At 62.5% G+C, this 18,438-nt stretch carries 17 protein-coding genes; 3 read left to right on the forward strand and 14 right to left on the reverse strand.

The genetic code is table 11. The annotated features are described in order from the left end of the window. Window positions 1-22 precede the first annotated feature (22 nt). The 4 genes from Q0367_RS13430 to Q0367_RS13445 are packed head-to-tail and all read right to left on the reverse strand — an operon-like array spanning window position 23 to window position 4,929. Window positions 23-1,396, reverse strand: a complete 1,374-nt coding sequence (locus tag Q0367_RS13430) for a folylpolyglutamate synthase/dihydrofolate synthase family protein (RefSeq protein ID WP_298982794.1) — start codon at window positions 1,394-1,396, stop codon at window positions 23-25. Between the two features lie 20 nt (window positions 1,397-1,416). Continuing rightward, window positions 1,417-3,198, reverse strand: a complete 1,782-nt coding sequence (locus Q0367_RS13435) for a proline--tRNA ligase (RefSeq protein WP_298982796.1) — start codon at window positions 3,196-3,198, stop codon at window positions 1,417-1,419. A gap of 35 nt (window positions 3,199-3,233) precedes the next feature. Continuing rightward, window positions 3,234-4,499, reverse strand: a complete 1,266-nt coding sequence (locus tag Q0367_RS13440) for a thioredoxin domain-containing protein (RefSeq protein WP_298982797.1) — start codon at window positions 4,497-4,499, stop codon at window positions 3,234-3,236. Between the two features lie 7 nt (window positions 4,500-4,506). After that, the gene (locus Q0367_RS13445; RefSeq protein WP_298982799.1) at window positions 4,507-4,929 is read right to left on the reverse strand and encodes an OsmC family protein; all 423 of its coding nucleotides are present in this window, start codon (window positions 4,927-4,929) and stop codon (window positions 4,507-4,509) included. Window positions 4,930-5,153: 224 nt separating this feature from the next. Here Q0367_RS13445 and Q0367_RS13450 point away from each other — a divergent pair, with 224 nt between their 5' ends. Continuing rightward, on the forward strand, window positions 5,154-6,905 hold the full coding sequence (locus tag Q0367_RS13450; protein ID WP_298982802.1) for a long-chain fatty acid--CoA ligase: 1,752 nt from the start codon (window positions 5,154-5,156) through the stop codon (window positions 6,903-6,905). Between the two features lie 68 nt (window positions 6,906-6,973). Here the strand turns inward: Q0367_RS13450 and Q0367_RS13455 are convergent, their stop codons facing one another. From Q0367_RS13455 to Q0367_RS13500, 10 genes are all read right to left on the reverse strand, one after another. Next, a complete protein-coding gene (locus tag Q0367_RS13455; RefSeq protein ID WP_298982804.1) occupies window positions 6,974-7,183 on the reverse strand; it encodes a hypothetical protein in 210 nt (69 codons plus the stop codon). 46 nt (window positions 7,184-7,229) lie between these two features. Next, the gene (gene tatC, locus Q0367_RS13460; protein ID WP_298982806.1) at window positions 7,230-7,979 is read right to left on the reverse strand and encodes a twin-arginine translocase subunit TatC; all 750 of its coding nucleotides are present in this window, start codon (window positions 7,977-7,979) and stop codon (window positions 7,230-7,232) included. A gap of 44 nt (window positions 7,980-8,023) precedes the next feature. Next, a complete protein-coding gene (gene tatB / locus Q0367_RS13465; protein WP_298982807.1) occupies window positions 8,024-8,548 on the reverse strand; it encodes a Sec-independent protein translocase protein TatB in 525 nt (174 codons plus the stop codon). Window positions 8,549-8,550: 2 nt separating this feature from the next. Continuing rightward, entirely contained in the window at window positions 8,551-9,099 is a 549-nt protein-coding gene (gene nusB / locus Q0367_RS13470; protein WP_298982809.1) for a transcription antitermination factor NusB, read from the reverse strand. 8 nt (window positions 9,100-9,107) lie between these two features. Further along, window positions 9,108-9,854: a 3-oxoacyl-[acyl-carrier-protein] reductase gene (gene fabG, locus Q0367_RS13475; protein WP_297640928.1), complete on the reverse strand. Its 747-nt coding sequence runs from the start codon at window positions 9,852-9,854 to the stop codon at window positions 9,108-9,110. A gap of 31 nt (window positions 9,855-9,885) precedes the next feature. Further along, a complete protein-coding gene (gene fabD, locus Q0367_RS13480; protein ID WP_298982811.1) occupies window positions 9,886-10,890 on the reverse strand; it encodes an ACP S-malonyltransferase in 1,005 nt (334 codons plus the stop codon). A gap of 210 nt (window positions 10,891-11,100) precedes the next feature. Further along, a complete protein-coding gene (gene rpmF, locus Q0367_RS13485; protein ID WP_297640933.1) occupies window positions 11,101-11,298 on the reverse strand; it encodes a 50S ribosomal protein L32 in 198 nt (65 codons plus the stop codon). Between the two features lie 75 nt (window positions 11,299-11,373). Next, the gene (locus tag Q0367_RS13490; RefSeq protein WP_298982814.1) at window positions 11,374-12,105 is read right to left on the reverse strand and encodes a DUF177 domain-containing protein; all 732 of its coding nucleotides are present in this window, start codon (window positions 12,103-12,105) and stop codon (window positions 11,374-11,376) included. 41 nt (window positions 12,106-12,146) lie between these two features. Further along, on the reverse strand, window positions 12,147-14,993 hold the full coding sequence (locus Q0367_RS13495; RefSeq protein ID WP_297640937.1) for a hypothetical protein: 2,847 nt from the start codon (window positions 14,991-14,993) through the stop codon (window positions 12,147-12,149). A gap of 151 nt (window positions 14,994-15,144) precedes the next feature. Continuing rightward, window positions 15,145-15,924 carry an enoyl-CoA hydratase-related protein gene (locus Q0367_RS13500; RefSeq protein ID WP_298982817.1) on the reverse strand — a complete coding sequence of 260 codons (780 nt, stop codon included), beginning with the start codon at window positions 15,922-15,924 and terminating at the stop codon, window positions 15,145-15,147. A 257-nt stretch (window positions 15,925-16,181) separates the two neighbouring features. Here Q0367_RS13500 and Q0367_RS13505 point away from each other — a divergent pair, with 257 nt between their 5' ends. Next, window positions 16,182-17,165, forward strand: coding sequence for a uroporphyrinogen decarboxylase family protein (locus Q0367_RS13505; protein WP_298982819.1), 984 nt, complete (start codon window positions 16,182-16,184; stop codon window positions 17,163-17,165). Between the two features lie 162 nt (window positions 17,166-17,327). Then, window positions 17,328-18,438, forward strand: a 1,111-nt coding sequence (locus Q0367_RS13510) for a sorbosone dehydrogenase family protein (RefSeq protein WP_298982821.1), incomplete at its 3' end; no start/stop codon positions are given.

An 18,438-nucleotide genomic window follows, 5' to 3' on the forward strand; every position in this document is an offset into this window, starting at 1 on the left:
GCAAAGGCGCAAACTGACAAATTTATCGCAGCGGCGGCGTCGACTTGGGTAGATTCAGGTGGATCACGCCGGTCGCTTCATGCGGCTCTTCCATGCGCCAGCCAAAATGCGCGCTCATAAAGCGTAGATAGGGATCCGGGTTCAGCGCCTGCTCGATCATGTACGTGGAGCCGGTGAGAATAATGATCTCGCCCTCGCGCTGCAGTGAACGCGCTGTGCGCAGCGCCTGTTGCGGCTCGAACGCCACCAACACGGGAATGTCGCCGACGATGCCCTTCACCTCCTCGCGCACGCGCGCCGGGTCCTGCCCCTTGAACGATGCGCTGGTGACGATGATGGTGTGTGCAATCTCGGCCAGGGCGCGGAAGACTTTGCTCGAGATGCGCTGCCCCGAGATGCCGACCACCAAAATTTTGCCGCGATCGCCGAATTGTCGGCGGATTTCGCCGGAGAGCGCCTCGATCTTTTCGGCGTTGTGGGCGATGTCGGCGTAGATGTCGTCTTCCACCCGCCAGAAGCGCCCCAGCAACCGGGCGTTGGCGAAGGCGCGCAGCACGGCGTCCTCGTCGATCGTCGGCGCCAGCCGACGAATCACGGCCAGCGCCAACGCGGCGTTGCGCTTCTGATAGTCGGCGTGGAGCAACGAATCCGGCGAAGGCTCGAGCGTGTGGGCCTGCAGCGCCGCCTCTAACGCCGCAACCTCGGCGTCGCCGACCTCGATCAGCGGAGCGCCGGCGGCTGCACACACCTGGCGCACGATCTCCAGCGTGGCGGGCGCCTGTTCCGTAGTGAAAAAGGGGACGCCAGCGCGGGCAATGCCCGCCTTGTCGAGCGCGCGCTGCCAGAGTTCGCTGCCCAGCAGGTGCGCGTGGTCGCTGCCGACGTTGGTCAACGCCGTCGCCACGACGTCGAGCGCGCGCGTCTGGTCATAGCGCCCGCCGACGCCGGTTTCGATCGCCGCCCATTGCACCTGGCGTCGTTCGAAGAGCGTGAGGGCGATCAAAATCGACGCCTCGTGAAAGGTGTGCACGTGCGCCGGATTGTCGGTCGCAATGCGCACGCAGTGGGGGCGCACGCGCTCTTCCCAGGCCGCCATCACGTCCTCGCGCGAGACGAATTCACCGTTGATGCTGAACCGTTCGCGATAGTCGAAGATGTGCGGGCTCATGAAGGCGCCGGCGTTGCCGATGCAGGAAAACCCCAGCTCCAAAAAGCGGCAGGTGGAGCCCTTGCCGCCGGTGCCGGCCACATGGATCAGTTGAGTTGGATGCCCGTCGGGCCAGAGCGTCGCGATCGAGCGACGCAGCAACTCGTGCCGCGCCAGCTTCGCAATCGACCATTCGGCGTGATAGATCTGGTCGACGACGTTGTAGTAGGGAAAATTGGCGGTGAACACAGACGCTTTCCTGGGCGTGTTTATTCGTCGAATGGCACCGGAACCACTGTAGCGTGAATGCGCTCGATCTCGGCGGCGATCAGCGCCTGAACATCCTGCACCGCCGTCTCTACAGGAAAGGCGAAGGTTTCGCCGTTGCGGCGCAGTTTGCCTTCGATGACGCCGTTTTGCAGCCCTTTGGCGCCGACGGTGAGACGAATCGGGATGCCGATCAGGTCGGCGTCGTTGAATTTGACGCCGGCGCGCTCGTCGCGGTCGTCGTAGAGCACTTCCACGCCCGCCGCCAGCAGATCGGCGTAGAGCTTTTCGGCGGCCTCGGCCACTTCGGGCGTCTTTTCGGTCGCCAGGCTGATCAAGATCACCTGGTAGGGCGCCACGGTGATCGGCCATTGAATGCCCGCCTCATCGTGGTGCAGCTCGATGATCACCGCCATCAGCCGGCCGGTGCCGATGCCGTAGGAGCCCATTACGATCGGCTTCTCTTCGCCGTTCTCATCCAGGTAGGTGGCGCCCATGGCGACGCTGTATTTGGTGCCGAGCTTGAAGATGTTGCCCACCTCCACCCCGCGCGCTGTGCGCACCGCGGCGCCGCATTGAGGACAGGCGTAGCCGTCGCTCACCGCCACGACATCGACGACGAGGTCGGCGGTGTAGTCGCGCCCGTAATTGGTGTTGCGCAGGTGATAGCCCTCGCGGTTGGCGCCGGCGACCAGATTGGGGCTGCGCGCCACCAGGTCATCGACGACGAGCAGCACCCGGTCGCGGCGAATGCCGATCGGCGAACCGTAGCCCGGCTCCGCGCCGATGGCGCGAATTTCGGCGGCCGTGGCCGGACGCAGACGCCGCGCCTTGATGGCATTGGTTAGCTTGGTCTCGTTCAGCTCCATGTCTCCGCGCACCACGCAGAAGACGAACTGCTCCTTGACCGAACCGTCCGGCTGTTCGAGGTCGGCGATAAAGAAGACGGCTTTGGCGGTGGCGCTGGCGGGGATGTTCAAGAATTGCGCCAGCGCCTCAATCGTCGAGACGCCCGGCGTCGCCACCTCCTCCAGCGGCAGCGGCTCGGCGACGGGCGGCTCCGGCTTGCGGAAGACGGCCACCTGACGGTTGGCGCTGTAGCCGCAGGCGTCGCAGAGCACGAGCGTGTCCTCGCCGATTTCGGTCAACGCCATGAACTCATGCGCCATGCGCCCGCCCATCATGCCGGTGTCGCTCTTGACGGCGATCACGTCGATGCCGCAGCGGCGGAAAATGTTGTAGTACGCCTGATAGAATTTGGGATAATAGGCGTCGATGCCCGCCTCGTCGCGGTCGAAGGTGTAGGCGTCCTTCATCGTGAATTCGCGCACGCGGATCAAGCCGGCGCGCGGCCGCGGCTCGTCTCGGAATTTGGTCTGAATCTGGTAGAGCATCATCGGCAACTGACGATAGCTGCGGATGAAGCGCTTCGCCAGGTCCGCCATGATCTCCTCATGCGTCATGCCGAGCACCATGTCGCGGTCGTTGCGATCCTTGAAGCGCACCATGTCGCTGCCGATCTGATACCAGCGCCCCGACTTTTGCCACAGCTCGGCCGGATGCACCATCGGCAGCGTCACCTCCTGCCCGCCGATGGCGTCCATCTCCTCGCGGAAGATGTTTTCGATCTTGTGTTTGGTGCGCTGCGCCAACGGCAGGTAGTCGAAGATGCCCGCCGCAATTTGATGGATCATGCCCGCCCGCAGCATCAGCTGATGGCTGACCACTTCGGCGTCGGCCGGCGTTTCACGCAGCGTCTGAAAAAATAATCTAGAAACTCGCATAAGACACTCCAAAGATAGTGAAGAGCGGAGGATGTTTACGCGCGTCCGAGCAGCGCCTCGACGCGCGCTTTGATTTCTTCATAGCTCGCCACGCCTACGATGCGATCCACTTCTTCGCCGTTGCGCACCAGCAGCAGCGTCGGCAGCCCCATCACGTTGTAGCGCGCCGGCGTCTGCGGGTTTTCATCCGTGTCCAGCGCCGCCACCAGCAGGCGTCCTGCGTAGTCTCTTGCCAGAAATTCCACATAGGCCGACATCACCTGACAAGGCTGGCACCATTCCGCCCAGAAATCGACCACCGCCGGCAGGGAGGACTGCGCCACCACCGAATCGAAGTCGGCGTCGGTCACGTCCACGATCGATGGAGGCTGCGGCTCCATCGCCGCCGGCTCTTGAGGCGCTTCCTGCGTCGGACGCCCAATTCCCAGGCGCCGTTTTAATTGATCGAGCATGGACTGTTTTTCTCCTTTTCCCTGCTTTTCAAGATCTCCATGATGGATGCTTGCTTTGGGAAGACGCAGGCGCTGTTCGATGGGCCTTGCGGCGGATTCCCGCAGGCGAAGCCATCCCTCCCCTGTCCTGGCGCCGAGCTGTTGCATGCGGCTGCGCATCGATGGGCCGATTTCAGAGAGAATGGCGCCCAGCTCCGCCGACAGTCGACGTTCATCGAGGCCGGTCAAAGCGCGCAGGCTTTCGCTCCAGTCGCCGACGTGCGCCTCGCCGAGGCGAAAATAAGCGTCGGCGCGCTTGCCGATGAGATAGGTCATCAACAGATTGGCGGCGGCGGAGAGGGCGACGCCGACGAACGGAATGACCTTGACCAGCGCCCGGCCGGCGAAACGTTCGCCGAGGCGCGTGGCAAGCCTGCGGCTCGCCTGGTTGACCAGCCGCTCGGCGCCCACGTTGAGACCCGCCACCACGAGCAGCGCGTTGCGCGCTTCGTCGGGCTGCAGCCGCTTGCCCCGCGCGGCGGCGATCTCCATCACCAGCTCGGACTGCAGGCGCAGCGTTGCGCCCACATCGGCGGCGGCCCCGACCGTAAACGCCGCGACGCCACCCAGCCCCGGAATCAACGCCACCGCCGAAGTGGCGGCTCCGACCATGCCGGCCTGACGCGCCTTGCGCCAGATCAGATGCTCCACCAGCGCATCGTCCTGAAGGGAATGTTTGGCGCGAAGATCGGCCACGCGCTGCGCCGCCAGCTCGATGTCGACGTCCTTGAGGGTGCGCAGGGTGCGTTCGAGCAACGCGTTCAACACACCGCCGTGAAACAGGCCTTCGTCTGAAGCTTTGGCAGCCACATGCACCTCATTCCTGGTCGCCGCGACCGTTGGGCCGAAGCTCGTAATCGTGGGTGATGTGCGCCACGCCCGCCAGCGTGGCATGGGCGCCGCAGTACTTGTGCACGCTCAGCTCGATGGCGCGCTCGACTTTATGCGGGTCCAGCCCTGCGCCGACGACGATGTAATGCAGATGGATACGCGTCCAGGGCTTGGGCCACTCCTCCCCGCGTTCTCCGCTGATCTCGATCTGTAGATCTTCCAGCGGTTGACGCTGCTTGTGCAGAATGTCCACGACGTCGATGGCCGTACATCCACCCAATCCCAGCAACAACATCTGCATGGGGCTGACGCCTGGGCCATCGGCCGGGCTCATCACGACGCTGCGGCCGTTGTCGCCGACGCCCAGGAAGCTCTTCCCTTCGATCCATTTTACACGCGTTGTCGTCATGAAAATTCTTCCCCATCACGCTGGATCGGCTTCGTTTCACAATTCTCTGAACTCAGCCAAAATTTCGCCAGAATCCACAACTGATTACTTATGTCTGCCAGACAATCACTTGAGTATATGCCCGCATTGTGCGGATGTCAAAGCAGGTGTGGTACAATAGTGCCCGCCGCTAGCGAAGTTGTTCAGCCCGTTTCCAACGAACTTTTTCCCAAAAAGGAGCGACCATGGCGACGACATATCCTTGGCTTTCCAGCTACGAGCAGGGAGTGCCCGCGACGGTGGAGGTGCCGAATCATCCCCTTCACCAGTTCCTGATCGATTCCTCGCGGAAATACCCGAATAAGACTGCGGTGCGCATGGTGTTGCGCTACCTTCCGCTTGGATTGGCTGTGCAGGCAAGGCTCACCTATCGAGAGCTAGATGATCTCAGCGATCGCTTTGCCGCAGCGCTGGCCGCACAGGGGATTCAGAAAGGTTCACGCGTCTCGATCATGCTGCCCAACTGTCCTCAGCAGGTCGTGATGTACTTCGGCGTCTTGAAAGCAGGCGGCATCGTGGTCAACACCAACCCGACCTATCCGCCCCATGAGCTTGAACCGCTGATGAAAAACAGCGGCGCCGAGGCCATCGTCACCCTCTCCGGCCTGTATCAGCGCGTCAAGCAAATTCAGCCGAACACCAATTTGAAAACCATCATTCTGACCGACCTTTCGGATCACGTAACGGCGCTCTTCCGCCGCACCGTGAACAAACAACTTGCCGCCAAAGGCATGTATGCGGAGGTTCCGTCCGGCGGCGGAGTTTTCTATTACAAAGACCTGATCGGTCGCTACCCCGCCAGAGCGCCGTCTGTGCAGTTTGACACGGCCAACGACACGGCCGTCTTCCAGTTCACCGGCGGCACCACCGGCATCCCCAAGGCGGCGGAGCTGACCCATCGCAACCTGGTCGCCAACACCGTGCAGATGCAGGCGTGGTTCACCGACGTCTCCCCCGGCAACGAAAAGGTGTTGCTGGCCTTGCCCGCCTTCCACGTCTACGGCATGACGGTCGGCATGCTCTTCGGCGTCAGCGTCGGCGCCGAAATCGTCGTCGTGCCCGACCCGCGCGACACCAACCATATCCTGGAGATTCTGCACCGGGAGCACATCACGCTCTATCCGGGCGTGCCGGCGATGTACATCGCCATTATCAATCACCCGCGCGTGACCGAGTACAACCTGCGCTCGATCAAGGCGTGCCTGAGCGGCGGCTCGGCGCTGCCGGTGGAGGTGGCGCAGAAATTCGACGAGATCACCGGCGGCCGCCTGGTGGAAGGCTTTGGCATGTCGGAGTCGTCGCCGGTGACGCACGCCAACCCGATCAAAGGTCGCGTGAAATACGGCTCGATCGGCATCCCGATCCCCAGCACCGAGGCCGCCATCGTTTCGCTGGAGCCGGATGAAAGCGGCCACTACAAGTTCTTCGGCATCGGCGAGGAAGGCGAGCTGGTCGTGCGTGGGCCGCAGGTGATGAAAGGCTACTACAACAACCCCGAAGAGACGGCCAAGACCATCGACGCCGACGGCTGGCTGCACACCGGCGACATTGCGCGCATGGACGAAGACGGCTATTTCTACATCGTCGATCGCAAGAAAGACCTGATCATCGCCAGCGGCTACAACGTCGTGCCGCGCGAGGTGGAGGAAGTGCTCTTCATGCACCCCAAGGTGATGGAAGCGGCGGTGGTCGGCGTCCCCGACCCCAAGCGGGGAGAGACGGTCAAGGCGTTCGTGGTGTTGAAGGAAGGTCAGACGGCGACGGCGGAAGAGATTCGCGAGTTCTGCAAGGAGCACCTGGCGCCCTACAAAGTGCCTACGCTGGTCGAATTCCGCAAAGAGCTGCCCAAGACGCAGGTGGGCAAAGTGTTGCGCCGCATGCTGGTCGAGGAAGAGAAGGCGAAGCTGGCCGCCGCAGCGAAAGAGCAGCAAAAGTAAGTTAGCAGTCGCCCATCGAACCATCCGGTCCATCCACCTTCCAGGAGGCCTGGAGCTTCCTGGAAGGTTTATTTTCCAGACGCCCGGTCGATCGCCAGCCGCAGCGCGTATTCCTCCGCCATCAATCGCTCGATTTTGTTCTCCAGCTTGCCTCTCGCGCGGCGCGTACGCCAGGTGACGGGCTGCGCCTCCAACCTCGCCAGCTCGCGCTGCGCCTGTTCCAACAAGCGTCGCACCTCTTGTTTGCGGGCGATCAAAGCCTCGCGCTCCATATGCATTTTATTACAGGATCCTGCGTCGCGCCGGGCGAGAATGAAGTTGCACCTATTCTCGATATTCGGGGGGAATGAAATCTTCCTTGGAAAAGTCGCGCGGAGCGCGCGGACGATAGACTAGATAGGCGATGCCGACGCTGCCGAAGTAGAGCGCAATCAACGGCGCCATCACCAACGTCATGTTGACCGGATCGACGGTGGGCGTGATGGCGGCGGCGATGATGGCGATCACGACGATCGAATGGCGCCAGTAGCGCATCAACTGCGGGCCGCTGACGATGCCTGCGCGCGCCAGAAACGCAATCACCAACGGCATCTCGAAGGCGACGCCGATCCAGAAGACGATGCGCGTCACAAAGCCGATGTAGCGGTCGATCGTCCATTCCTGGGCGATGATGTCGCCAAGAAAACCTTGCAAAAACCCAACCGCAGCCGGCAGCAAGATGAAGTAGGCGAATAGCGCGCCGATTACAAAGAGCACCATGATGCCCGGCAGGATCAGCAGCAAATTGCGCTTTTCGTGCGGATAGAGGCCTGGCGAAACGAAGGCGATGACATGATAGACGATCACCGGCATCGCCAGCACGGCGCCGGCTGCAAAACTGACGCGGAAAAAGACGCCGATCGTGTCGGTCGGGCCGATCGCCATCGGCTGCGCGCCCGCCTCGGTGAGCGGACGCAGGATAAACTGCAAGAGCGGACTGACGAAGAGCATTGAAATCAACGTGCCCACCACCAACGCGCTGACCACCCAAATCAGTCGCATGCGCAGCTCGCGCAGGTGGTCTATCAAAGTCATGCGACTTTCTTCGATCGGCTCGTATGTGGAGGGACGGCTCTGGCTCACTGCTTCGCCTCCGCCTCAGCGGATGAATTGTCGCCGTCGGCCTCCGCCTCGGACGACGGCGCAGCGCGCTCCGCCGAAGGGGCAGGCGCGCCGTTTGTCGCTTTTTGTTCGGCGGAGGACCCTCTCTGCGCCCCATCGGACGAAGGCGGCAGAATGGTGTTGGAAGATTTGGCAGGCGAGGACGCAGCGTCCGCCAGCGGCTTGGATGCAGCCGAAGAGCGAGTTGCACCTGAAGCGGCGGCGGAAGAAGACGAAGCTTTGGAGGACTGCGAACTGGCGGGGGGAGGCGTCTTGGAGGGATCGAGCGCATCGCTGACGATGCGTCGCGGATCCATCTCTTCGAGCATCTTGATCTCTTCGCTGAACTGCGAGGTGAACTCGTTGCTCATCTCGCGCAGCTGACGCATGAAACTGGCGATCGCGCGCATGGCGCCCGGCAGCCGCTCCGGCCCCAACACGATCAAAGCGATGATCGCGATCAGGAAAAGCTCCATGACGCCGATTCCAAAGAAGCTGTCCATCGTTAAAAAGGTTTCCTCTGAATCTCCGCCAGGGCAGAACCCAGGACGCCGTTCACAAAACGGGGGCTGCTGTCTCCCCCAAAACACTTGGCCAGCTCGACCGCCTCGTTGATCACCACTTTGGCGGGGGTCTGCGCTTCGCTGGAGCCGATTTCAAAGAGCGCCAGCCGTAAAATCACGCGGTCGATGATGGCGAGCTGATCCACCGGCCATTCCGGCGCATAGCGGGCGATGATTTCATCCAACGCCTTTTGATGTTTGACGACGCCGGAAACCAAAAAGCGCAGAAACGTCTCGGTCTCTTTGCTCACAGAGACGGGAAGATCGTCGCCGTTCTCGTTCGGCTCTGGATTGGCCAGGCGCGCATCCACGACGTCGCCGGGCCGATGGCCGGTGCTATCCACCTCGAAGAGCGCCTGAAGGGCGAGGCGACGCGCCAGTTTGCGATCCTGGATGAATGAGGCCTCCGGCGCGGCTGGCCGGTCGCCCTCGGCTGCCTTTGGTTTGTGTGCGCGCGACGCCTGTCCATGCGACGTTGTCCGATCCGTCATGGGACTCCTCAGGCCATCACCAACCCTCCATCAACGGTCAGCACGTGACCGGTGATGAACCCAGAGCGTTCGGACGCCAGAAACGCCACGGCCCAGGCCACCTCCTCCGGCGTCCCCATGCGCCCCATCGGCGTGCTGGCGAGGATCGACTCCTTTTGTTCCGGCGTCAGTACGTCGGTCAACGCCGTTGGAATAAAACCGGGCGCCACCGCGTTGACGGTGATGTTGCGGCTGGCCACTTCGCGCGCCAGGCTTTTGGTGAATCCGATCACGCCCGCCTTGCTGGCGGCGTAGTTCGCCTGTCCCGCCTGTCCGGAAAGCCCGACGACGCTGGTGATGTTGATGATGCGCCCCCATTTCTGGCGAATCATGCCGCGCAACGCAGCTTTGGTGACCGCATAGACGCTGCGCAGATTGGTGTTGATGACGATGTCCCAGTCCTCTTCTTTCATCGTCATCAGCAGCGTGTCGCGCGTCGTGCCGGCGTTGTTGACCAGAATGTCCAGCCCGCCGAAATCGCTTTGCACCTGCTTGACCAGCGTCGCAGCTTGCTCCACATCGCTGACGTCCGCCTGATAGATGCGACAGACGCCGCCGGCTTCCGCGATCTGCGACATCACCTTCTGCGCGCCTTCGGCGTTGCCACGATAGTGCACCGCCACTTTGGCGCCCCCTGCGGCCAGCTCGCGGGCGATCGCGGCCCCGATCCCGCTGCTGCTTCCCGTCACCAGAGCGATCCGATTCGAGAAATCCATCACGCCTTCCTTCCTGTGCAATTCATTATACTCATAAAGCGACGTTTCCGAAACGCACCATTTCGACGTATGTGCGCACGCCTTCTGCGTCGTTGACGGTTATGCGGGTGGCGTTGCGCACGATGCGCTTGACCAGCCCGGTCAGCACGTCGCCGGCGCCCAGCTCGACGAAGGTGGTCGCACCCTCAGCGGCGATGCGTTCGATCGAGGCCGTCCACTGCACGCTGCCGGTCAGTTGCGCAGTGAGCTCGCTGCGAATTTCCTCTACGGTGGTCAGCGGCTGGGCCGTCGTGTTGCCGATGACGGGCGCCTGCGGCGGAAAAATGGGCGTGGCTTCGATGGCGGCGCGCAGCGCTTCGGCGGCCGGCTGCATGAGCGGGCTGTGGGCGGCGATGCTGACCGCCAGCGGCACCACCTTGCGAGCGCCTGCCTTCGCCAGGGCAGCCATAGCCGTCTCCATCCCCGCCGCATCGCCGGAGATGACAATCTGTCCCGGGCAGTTGTCGTTGGCGACCTGAACGACGGCGCCGTTGGCGGCGACCTGTGCGCAGATTTCTTCCACCTGCGCCTTTTCCAGGCCGAGCACGGCGGCCATTTTGCCAGGCGCTTGCTCGCCCGCTAGCTTCATCAGGCGGCCGCGCTCGCGCACCAGGCGCAAGCCGTCGGCGTAGCTGAGGCTGCCGGCCGCAACCAGCGCCGTGTATTCACCCATGCTGTGGCCGGCGACATAGACCTGCCGACCACCCGGCGGCAGCGCAGCGTTTCCCAATTCGGCCTCCAGGGCGCGCATGGCGGCGACGCCGGCGGCCATCAAGGCCGGCTGGGCGTTGATGGTGTCGGTCAGCGCTTCTTCTGGCCCTTCGAGCATGAGACGGCTCAGCGCAAAGCCGAGCACGTCATCCGCTTCTTCCAGCGCCGCGCGCGCGGCGGGAAATGCAGCGGCCAGCTCGCCAGCCATGCCCACGTGCTGGCTGCCCTGACCCGGGAAGAGAAAGGCCGTCTGGTTGACGCGTTGAAGCAAGGCAAAGGGATTCATGGCAACTCCTCACAGCTTCTCAATCGATCGATTGTTCGGTTGAAAGCGAGCAAAAGACGATCGGGATCATCGACCCCGCTGCAAAACAAAAGGGGATTTGGTCGCCCGGCCAAATCCCCTCTGTGCTTGTCATTCCTGTTTCGCCAGTCATGCTGCGGATGCAGGCGTCGCCGACTTCAGGCTGTCAGCGCCCCTGTGGACGATGCAGAATCACTTCTTGGTGGATTCCACTTTGATTTCGAGCACCTGGCGCCCTTTGTAAAATCCACAGTGCGGGCAAACTCGATGCGGCAGAATCCGTTGGTGACAATTGCTGCATTCCACCAACGCCGGCGCGCCGATGGCGTCGTGGGCGCGTCGGCGATTTCGGCGACCTTTGCTCAATTTTCGTTTTGGCAGCGGGACCATCTTTTGAACTCCTTATCTGGACAACCCTATCTGGACACGTTATCTTTCCACTTACATGTGTCGTACAATTTTATTTCAAGCCGTTTCATCGGCGCTTTTCTGATCGTTGCGCAGTTTTAGCAGTGCAGCCCAGCGCGGATCGATCTCTTCGTGCTCGTGCGGCTTCTCGTCGCCGACCGAAAACTCGATATCCTCTAGCTCACCCAGTTCGAGCAAACGCTTCGTCAGGTTCGGACATCGCCCCGACCCTTTCCAGTTGCAGGAAGGATACATCGGCAAAGCCAACCAGATCGACTGACGCACCACCTCGGCAAGATTCAGGATGTGATGTTCGTCAATGAGAAGCGCTTCATCCTCCAGATCGGCCTCAGTCCCCTCGAATTCATCTGGATGGATATATCGACCTGTGTAAACCTCCGTCAGCGGTCGAAAATTCTCCTCAATTTCAAACTCTACAGGCATCACGATCGGCTCCATGCATCGGTTGCATATGGTTTGCACGACCGTGCGCAATGAACCGGTGACCAGGATGCCGCTGTTGGTGCGCAACAACTGGATTTCACCGATCAACGGCCCGAGAAATTTCAGCTCGTCATCCAGGCCTTCGAGGGACTCATCGATGCTGTATCGCCTCGTCGCGCCTGTCGGCTCTTTGAGAAGTTGAGCCACATTGTATTGCATAATATCACCCCCTGCTGCATGGAGGGAGTGCTTCGCCAAAAGCGAACGCCGCCCGCGTGATCTCTGTTTGCGCACTGCAAACAGAAGAGTAGTATAAATTTTCGTTCGTCTTCTGTCAAACTCCACGGTGCGCGCGGCTCAACACATACGCGCCGGAAGAGGATGCGTCAATACCAGACGCCTTCATTTTTTCCGCTGAGTGCGAAAACGTACGCGCCGACGCCCAGCATCTCTCCCTTTTCAAAAGGCTGGCGCAGCGCTGTCGCCGGCTCTTCTTTGGCGAGCGCCCAGCCGATCGCCTCGCGTAGCTCGGGATGCTGACGCCAGACTTTGCCGAAGCCGCGCACGGGCTGTTGTTTGCCCGCCGGCGGCGCGAAGGCAGGGTCGCTCTCCGGCTCGCCCTCGCGGAAGGCGTCCTCATAGGCGAACCAGCGTCCGTCGTCCAGGAAAGCGTAGATGCGTCCGTTCTCCTGCACCCACACCATCACGCCGCGCTCAAAGCGTTGAATGGCGGCGGCGCTGCTGACCGGCTCAGGCGCCGCAGCGAAGCCAAGCGCCTGCTGAATGCGCGGGTTGTTTTCCCAGATCAGGGCCAGCGCGCCCGCCGGACGATACAGCCCCTCCGGCGGCTCTCCGAGCTGCGCTTCCGGCTGAAGCGGAACCGACGGCTGGAGCGGCGCCTGGGCTTGCGCCGTCTCCACTCCAGCGCCGACCGGCGCCGACCAGCGCATCGCGCTCGGATCGATCGCTAAAATTTCGCCTTGGCGCGTGCCGAGATAAAGGCGAACCCCGCCATCGGCGAGCAGGGGCGTGATGGCGGCGGAAGAAATTTTCCGGTCGAAATCATCCGGATCTGCAAAGCGGGACTCCTCCCATTGCGACCAGGTTGCGCCGCCGTCCTGGGTGCGCCAGATCGCGCGTTGCGTGACGACAAAAGCAGTGCGATCGCCGGTGAAGTTGGGAGAAGGCAAGAGCGCCAACAGCCTATCGCCTGCCTCGATGCCGAGCGTGGCCGTCATCCAAACGACGCCATCGAGCGTGTAGGCGACGCCGGTGCGGTCGTCGTTGATGCGCAACGAGGGTGCAGGACTGTCGACGCCGCGAGGCAACAATTCCTCGACCGGCGGCAGCGTCGCTCTCCCTTCCGGCGAAGTGTGCGAGGCCGTGACGACCAGCGTCCAGTGGAGGCCGCCATCCGTTGAACGGTGGAAAGATTCCCCTTCGTCGCCTGTCAGGACGTCATAATAGCGGGAGTGCAGCAGAAGCGTCTGCGACTGTGCAAAATCTGCGGCGAAATGCAGCGCAACGCCGCGCAGATGGGCCAGGTTGTTCCAGAGCGGCTCCCAACGATCGCCGGCGTCTTGCGAACGCCAGACGCCGTAGCCTCTCGAGTCACCGTGATAGCCTGTGAGATAGAGCGTGCGGTCGGCGGCGAAATTGGGCGAGAAATAGGCGAAGAAGGTTTGATTGCGCTCTTCGGGCAGACCTCCGCGCAGCCGTTGCCAGGAGGCGCCGCCGTCGGTCGAGCGATACAGTGTGTTCGCCGCACTCGTCGCCAGCAGGGTCTGGTCGGCGGCGAAGTTGGGCGAAATCTGGATGTCTGTAATTTCCCATGCGGGCAAGTTCTCGACGACCGGCGGCGATGGGGCGGCGGGAGCTGCCCCGCGCTCGTCGATCAGCAGCAGCGAATTGCCGCGCATGGCAAAGATGCGCCCTCGTTCGGCGTCGTAGCCCAGGATGCACGCCGCCGGCCAGCGTCCGAGCGGCGTCAGCGTAGCGAGCTCGATCACCGAGCCATCGGCCAGATACCCCTGGCCGGTGCGAGGGTTGACGAAGTCAAAGCTCAGGCCGTCGCGCCATGCGACGCGCTCGCCCTGTAAATCGTCGACCAACAGGTTGGCGTAGATGAGATAGCGGCTGTAGAAACGGTTGCGATAGAACCGGCCATCGATGGGGCCGACGGCCTCCACGGCGGAGCCACAGCCTTGTTGCAACTCCGGCGCCACAGCAGGATCGACGGGAGCCATGGTCGCTGCGTCGAACCAGCGCGGCGGCTCGATGCGGCCGCACCCCTTGCCGGCGCAGTGGGCGTCGATTTCGATCGCCACCATGCCCACCTCTGGCAGATGCCAGGCGTTGTCCGCCCAGCGGCAGCCATTGCACCAGAGCAGGCCCACCTGCTCCAGGTCGGTCAGCTCCGGAAACAGGTCGCCCGTAACCTGCAGCGTTTCCGGATCGGCGGTGTAGACGGTGTAGGCGACGATCAATAGCTCGTTGCGGTCAGGGTTGTAGACCGGCGCGCCGGGCTGCTCGAATGCGCCGATTTCCGTTAACGAGGCGCCGTCGACAACGCGCACCCCGCGCGCCGCTTGGGAGTCGGCGTGCGCCTGGGTGAAGGGCTCGCCGATGAAAAGGCGGTTGCGTTCGCGGTCGATGGCGATGGCGCCGCCTTCGATCGTCCCGATCTCCGTCAGCGTCCGGGCGTCGATCACGTAAATTGCCGGCGCTTCGCCCGCGCGCACAAACGAACGATAGACATAAAGGCGTTGATTGCGCTCGTCGAACTCGAGCAGTCCGCCGCGTGGCAGCGTCGCCAGCACGGTGAGGGCGTCGCCGTCCACAACGTAGAGATGGTCGGCGTCGGTGACGTAGAGGCGATTGGCTGCGCGGTCGAAGCGGAAATCCACCAGCGCGACGCCTTCCGACGCCAGGGCAAGCGTCGCCGCCAGGCGAGGGAGCGGCCCTTGTGCGGCGGCGAGGGGCTCCTCCGTGACTGTATTCGATGAATCGGCGGCCTCTGGCGAGGACGGAGGTGCGGGCGGGACAGGCGTCGTCTCGGCGGCGGCTGAAAGCTCGCTCACCTGCGTCAGCAGCGCGGCGTTGGCTGTGGAGAGAGCGGCGATCGTCGCCTCGCTCTCGACGGCGGGGGGCGGTTGGTCGCTGCAGCCCGCCGGTGCGAGGGCCAGCGCTACGAGACAAAGGAACACCCAGCGCAAATGGGTTGACTTCTTCATTGGCATCTCCCTTCTCTGGGAAGTTTACCATAGAGAGCGCTTTCACCGGCGGATCCGTTCCCTACCGTCCCGACGCGCAAACCCTACGTCTCGCCCACGCTCCTTCGCACGAAACACGCAATACGCACCATGATTCCGCAGAAGGGGCGTTTCAGTCGGGTTTCGCCTTCCCTTCCACCTGCGCCAGCAGTTGCGCAAGCCGCGTGCGAAAATCCTCGCCGTTGAGCAAGGCGCGGCGATGTTCGTCGATGGCGCGGCGATCCGCCTCCGTCAACACAAATCGTTGCGCCAGCAGGTTGAGCTGACGCTTGGCGTCGGCGACGCCCTGCGCCGAACACTCGAGGATGCGCCGGGCGAGGTCTAGCGTGTAGCTCTCCAGCCGCTCCGGCTCCACGACATGGTTGAAAACACCGGCGACGTAGGCGTCTTGCGCCGAGATGGCGCTCGCCGTGAAGAGCAGCTCTTTCACCTTGTGCAATCCCAGGACGCGCAGCCAGTAGGCGTAGGTTGCGGTCGGCAGCGGGATGCCCAACTTGTTGGCGGTCATGGCCACTGTGGCGTTGCTGGCGGCGATCACGATGTCGGAGACCATGCAGAGCATCAACCCACCGCCGTAGACCGCCCCCTCCACCATATTCAGCACCGGGATCGGCAACGCCATGATCTGCTCGAACAGTTTCAGCATCGGATCGTCGGCCGGGTCTGCGCCTGGGCTCAGCTCGGAGAGGTCGCGACCGGCGCACCAGACGCGCACGCCTGGGTTGGCGCGCAACACGACGACGCGTGCGCCCGCCTGCTGCGCCCTTTCCAGATGCGCAGCGACTTCGGCGGTCATGGCTGCGTTGAACGCATTGAGCTTTTCGTCGCGGTCGAAGGTGATGATAACGACGCCATTGCGCAGTTCAAATTGCGTATGGTTGCTTGAGACCATAGAACGCAAAGCTCCTATCCCGTTGAGTCCCTCCTACGTCCAGCTCGTGAGGCGGATTGCCGCCGGGAAATTCGCCTCTACTTATACTTTAGATTCCCGTCGCCGAGAATTCAAACGCCTTTGTTGTTTTTCGTTCGCTTCCGGCACGGCGATTCCAGGCTACACCCGTAGATGTGACCCTCCCTGATAAATCCGATATAATCTAATTGCACTTCACGAAAGAATTTCATTCAAATTCAGAGATGCCGAGGATGCCCATGAACTCGAAAGAACGCGTCAAGGCCACGCTGCGTCGTCAGACCACCGATCGCACGCCGGTCGACTGCTGGCTGTATCAGAAGCAATTTGTCGAAAAACTGAACGCGGAATACGGCCCACGTGAACAGTTTCTCGATGAGTTCGGCATTGACATCTTCGTCGGCTTCGTGCCCTACCCTAACCAGAGCGGTCGGCTCTGGGATGTGCAGGATTTGCCTGCCTTCGACCCTGGCGACCCGCGTGACCCCCGCTGGCTGACCCACACCGATTGGAACTACGACTTCGCCGGGCTGAACGTGGTCGAGGCGGTGCGACAGCAGGGGGACCGGCGTTTCATCCTGGCGCATGTGTGGGGCATCGTCGAAGGCACGAGCCGCATCATCGGCATCGAAAATTGCTGGATGAACCTCGGCGCGCAGCCGAAAATCATGGGCGCCTGGTTCGACCGCTACGCCGATTGGCTCTGCGGCCTGGTGGAGAGCCTCGCCCACGCCGGCGTGGACGGCGTCACCCTCTCTGACGACTGGGGATCGAACCAGAACATGCTCTTCTCCCCGCGCATGTGGCGCAACTTGATTGCGCCCTACGCCCGTCGCGTCGTGGCGCACGCCCACAGCCTGGGGCTCTTTGTCAACCTGCACAGCGACGGCTATATCATGCAGATTATGGACGACCTGATCGACATCGGCTTCGACTCTATGCACCCCGTGCAAGAGAGCGCCGGCATGGACCCGCGCACGGTCAAGGAGCGCTACGGAGACAAGATCGTCATCTACGGCTCGCTCGACGTGATCGACGGCCTGCTCGCCTACGAGGGCGACGCCCTGGAGGAGTACATCACCCGGCGCTTCGCCATCTACGCGCCGGGCGGCGGCTTCATCTTCAACACCGGCCACTTCGTGCAGCCGGACATCCCCGTGCAACGGCTGCTGCACGCCTACCGGGTGGTTCAGCGACTGGCGGCGCAATATCATACACCGTAACCGGCCTGTCTGGCTTTCGTATTGTGGGCGTCGTGCGCCTCCGCCTCAAACAGCGTATGGTTTGCCATAGATGCTCTCGCAGGCGGACTCATGCGAAGATTCGCCGGAGGGTGGGGCGTTCAACCGTCCCCTTCGACATATTCGGATGCGAAGGAGCCGATTATGTACATTGCGCAAAAGAGTCAGACCCGCTGGGTTGCACCCTTGTGGATGGGTCTCATCGCCGGTTTGACCTTGATTCTTTCTCTGACCGCGCGCGGAGAAAACCACGCCGACGAGATTGCGCTCCAGGCAGTCGCCTCCGGCTTTAGCGAACCGGTCTACATTACCCACGCCGGCGACGGTTCCGGTCGGCTCTTCGTGGTCGAAAAGGTGGGCCTCATCAAAATCATCCAAAACGGACAGACTCTCTCCCAGCCGTTTCTCGACATCCGCGACCGCGTCGGCAACGACGGCGAGGCGGGCTTGCTGAGCGTGGCGTTCCCGCCGGATTTTGCCCAAAACGGCTATTTCTTCGTCTATTACAACCACAAGAACAAAAATTTGGTCCCGCCCGATCCTCGCGACGCCGGCAATAACGACGGCTACGACACGGTGGTCGCACGCTTTCGCGTCAGCGGCGACCCCAACCGCGCCGACGCCAACAGCGAGGAGCGCATCCTGCTGCGCAATCAGCCTTACGCCAATCACAACGGTGGGCTGATTCTTTTCGGGCCGGATGGCCGCCTCTACATCGGGCTGGGAGACGGCGGCAGCGCCCACGATCCGCTCAACGCCGGCCAGGATTTGAACACCTGGCTGGGTAAGATTCTGCGCATCGAGGTCTCCGGCGCCGGGACCTACACGGTTCCCGCCGACAATCCTTTCGTCGGGCGCAGCGACGCCAAACCGGAAATCTGGGACTGGGGGCTGCGCAATCCCTGGCGCTTCAGCTTCGACCGGCTGACCGGAGATCTCTTCATCGGCGACGTCGGGCAGAATCAGCGCGAGGAGATCAGCCTGCATCCCGCCGGACAGCCGGGCGGGTTGAATTTCGGCTGGGACTGCCGCGAAGGCGACATCGCCCATTCGACCACCGCCCCCTGCAACGGCCCCTTTGTGGAGCCGATCGTCGCCTACCCGCGCAGCGATGGGCAATCGGTGACCGGTGGATACGTCTACCGCGGCGGCGATTTCCCGCGGCTGCACGGGCGCTACTTCTTCGCCGATTTCTTGCAGGGGCGCATCTGGAGCATCCAGCGAACCGGCGGGGGATGGAGCGCCAAAACGTTGG

The sequence above is a fragment of the uncultured Caldilinea sp. genome, from assembly GCF_937128415.1.
GTDB lineage: Bacteria > Chloroflexota > Anaerolineae > Caldilineales > Caldilineaceae > Caldilinea.

Bases quoted from the DNA above. Each gene is read 5' to 3' on its own strand.
- Q0367_RS13435 (WP_298982796.1), bottom strand. From the start codon at position 3,198: ATGCGAGTTTCTAGATTATTTTTTCAGACGCTGCGTGAAACGCCGGCC.
- Q0367_RS13445 (WP_298982799.1), bottom strand. From the start codon at position 4,929: ATGACGACAACGCGTGTAAAATGGATCGAAGGGAAGAGCTTCCTGGGC.
- Q0367_RS13450 (WP_298982802.1), top strand. From the start codon at position 5,154: ATGGCGACGACATATCCTTGGCTTTCCAGCTACGAGCAGGGAGTGCCC.
- Q0367_RS13455 (WP_298982804.1), bottom strand. From the start codon at position 7,183: ATGCATATGGAGCGCGAGGCTTTGATCGCCCGCAAACAAGAGGTGCGA.
- tatC (WP_298982806.1), bottom strand. From the start codon at position 7,979: ATGACTTTGATAGACCACCTGCGCGAGCTGCGCATGCGACTGATTTGG.
- tatB (WP_298982807.1), bottom strand. From the start codon at position 8,548: ATGGACAGCTTCTTTGGAATCGGCGTCATGGAGCTTTTCCTGATCGCG.
- nusB (WP_298982809.1), bottom strand. From the start codon at position 9,099: ATGACGGATCGGACAACGTCGCATGGACAGGCGTCGCGCGCACACAAA.
- fabG (WP_297640928.1), bottom strand. From the start codon at position 9,854: ATGGATTTCTCGAATCGGATCGCTCTGGTGACGGGAAGCAGCAGCGGG.
- fabD (WP_298982811.1), bottom strand. From the start codon at position 10,890: ATGAATCCCTTTGCCTTGCTTCAACGCGTCAACCAGACGGCCTTTCTC.
- rpmF (WP_297640933.1), bottom strand. From the start codon at position 11,298: ATGGTCCCGCTGCCAAAACGAAAATTGAGCAAAGGTCGCCGAAATCGC.
- Q0367_RS13495 (WP_297640937.1), bottom strand. From the start codon at position 14,993: ATGAAGAAGTCAACCCATTTGCGCTGGGTGTTCCTTTGTCTCGTAGCG.
- Q0367_RS13500 (WP_298982817.1), bottom strand. From the start codon at position 15,924: ATGGTCTCAAGCAACCATACGCAATTTGAACTGCGCAATGGCGTCGTT.
- Q0367_RS13505 (WP_298982819.1), top strand. From the start codon at position 16,182: ATGAACTCGAAAGAACGCGTCAAGGCCACGCTGCGTCGTCAGACCACC.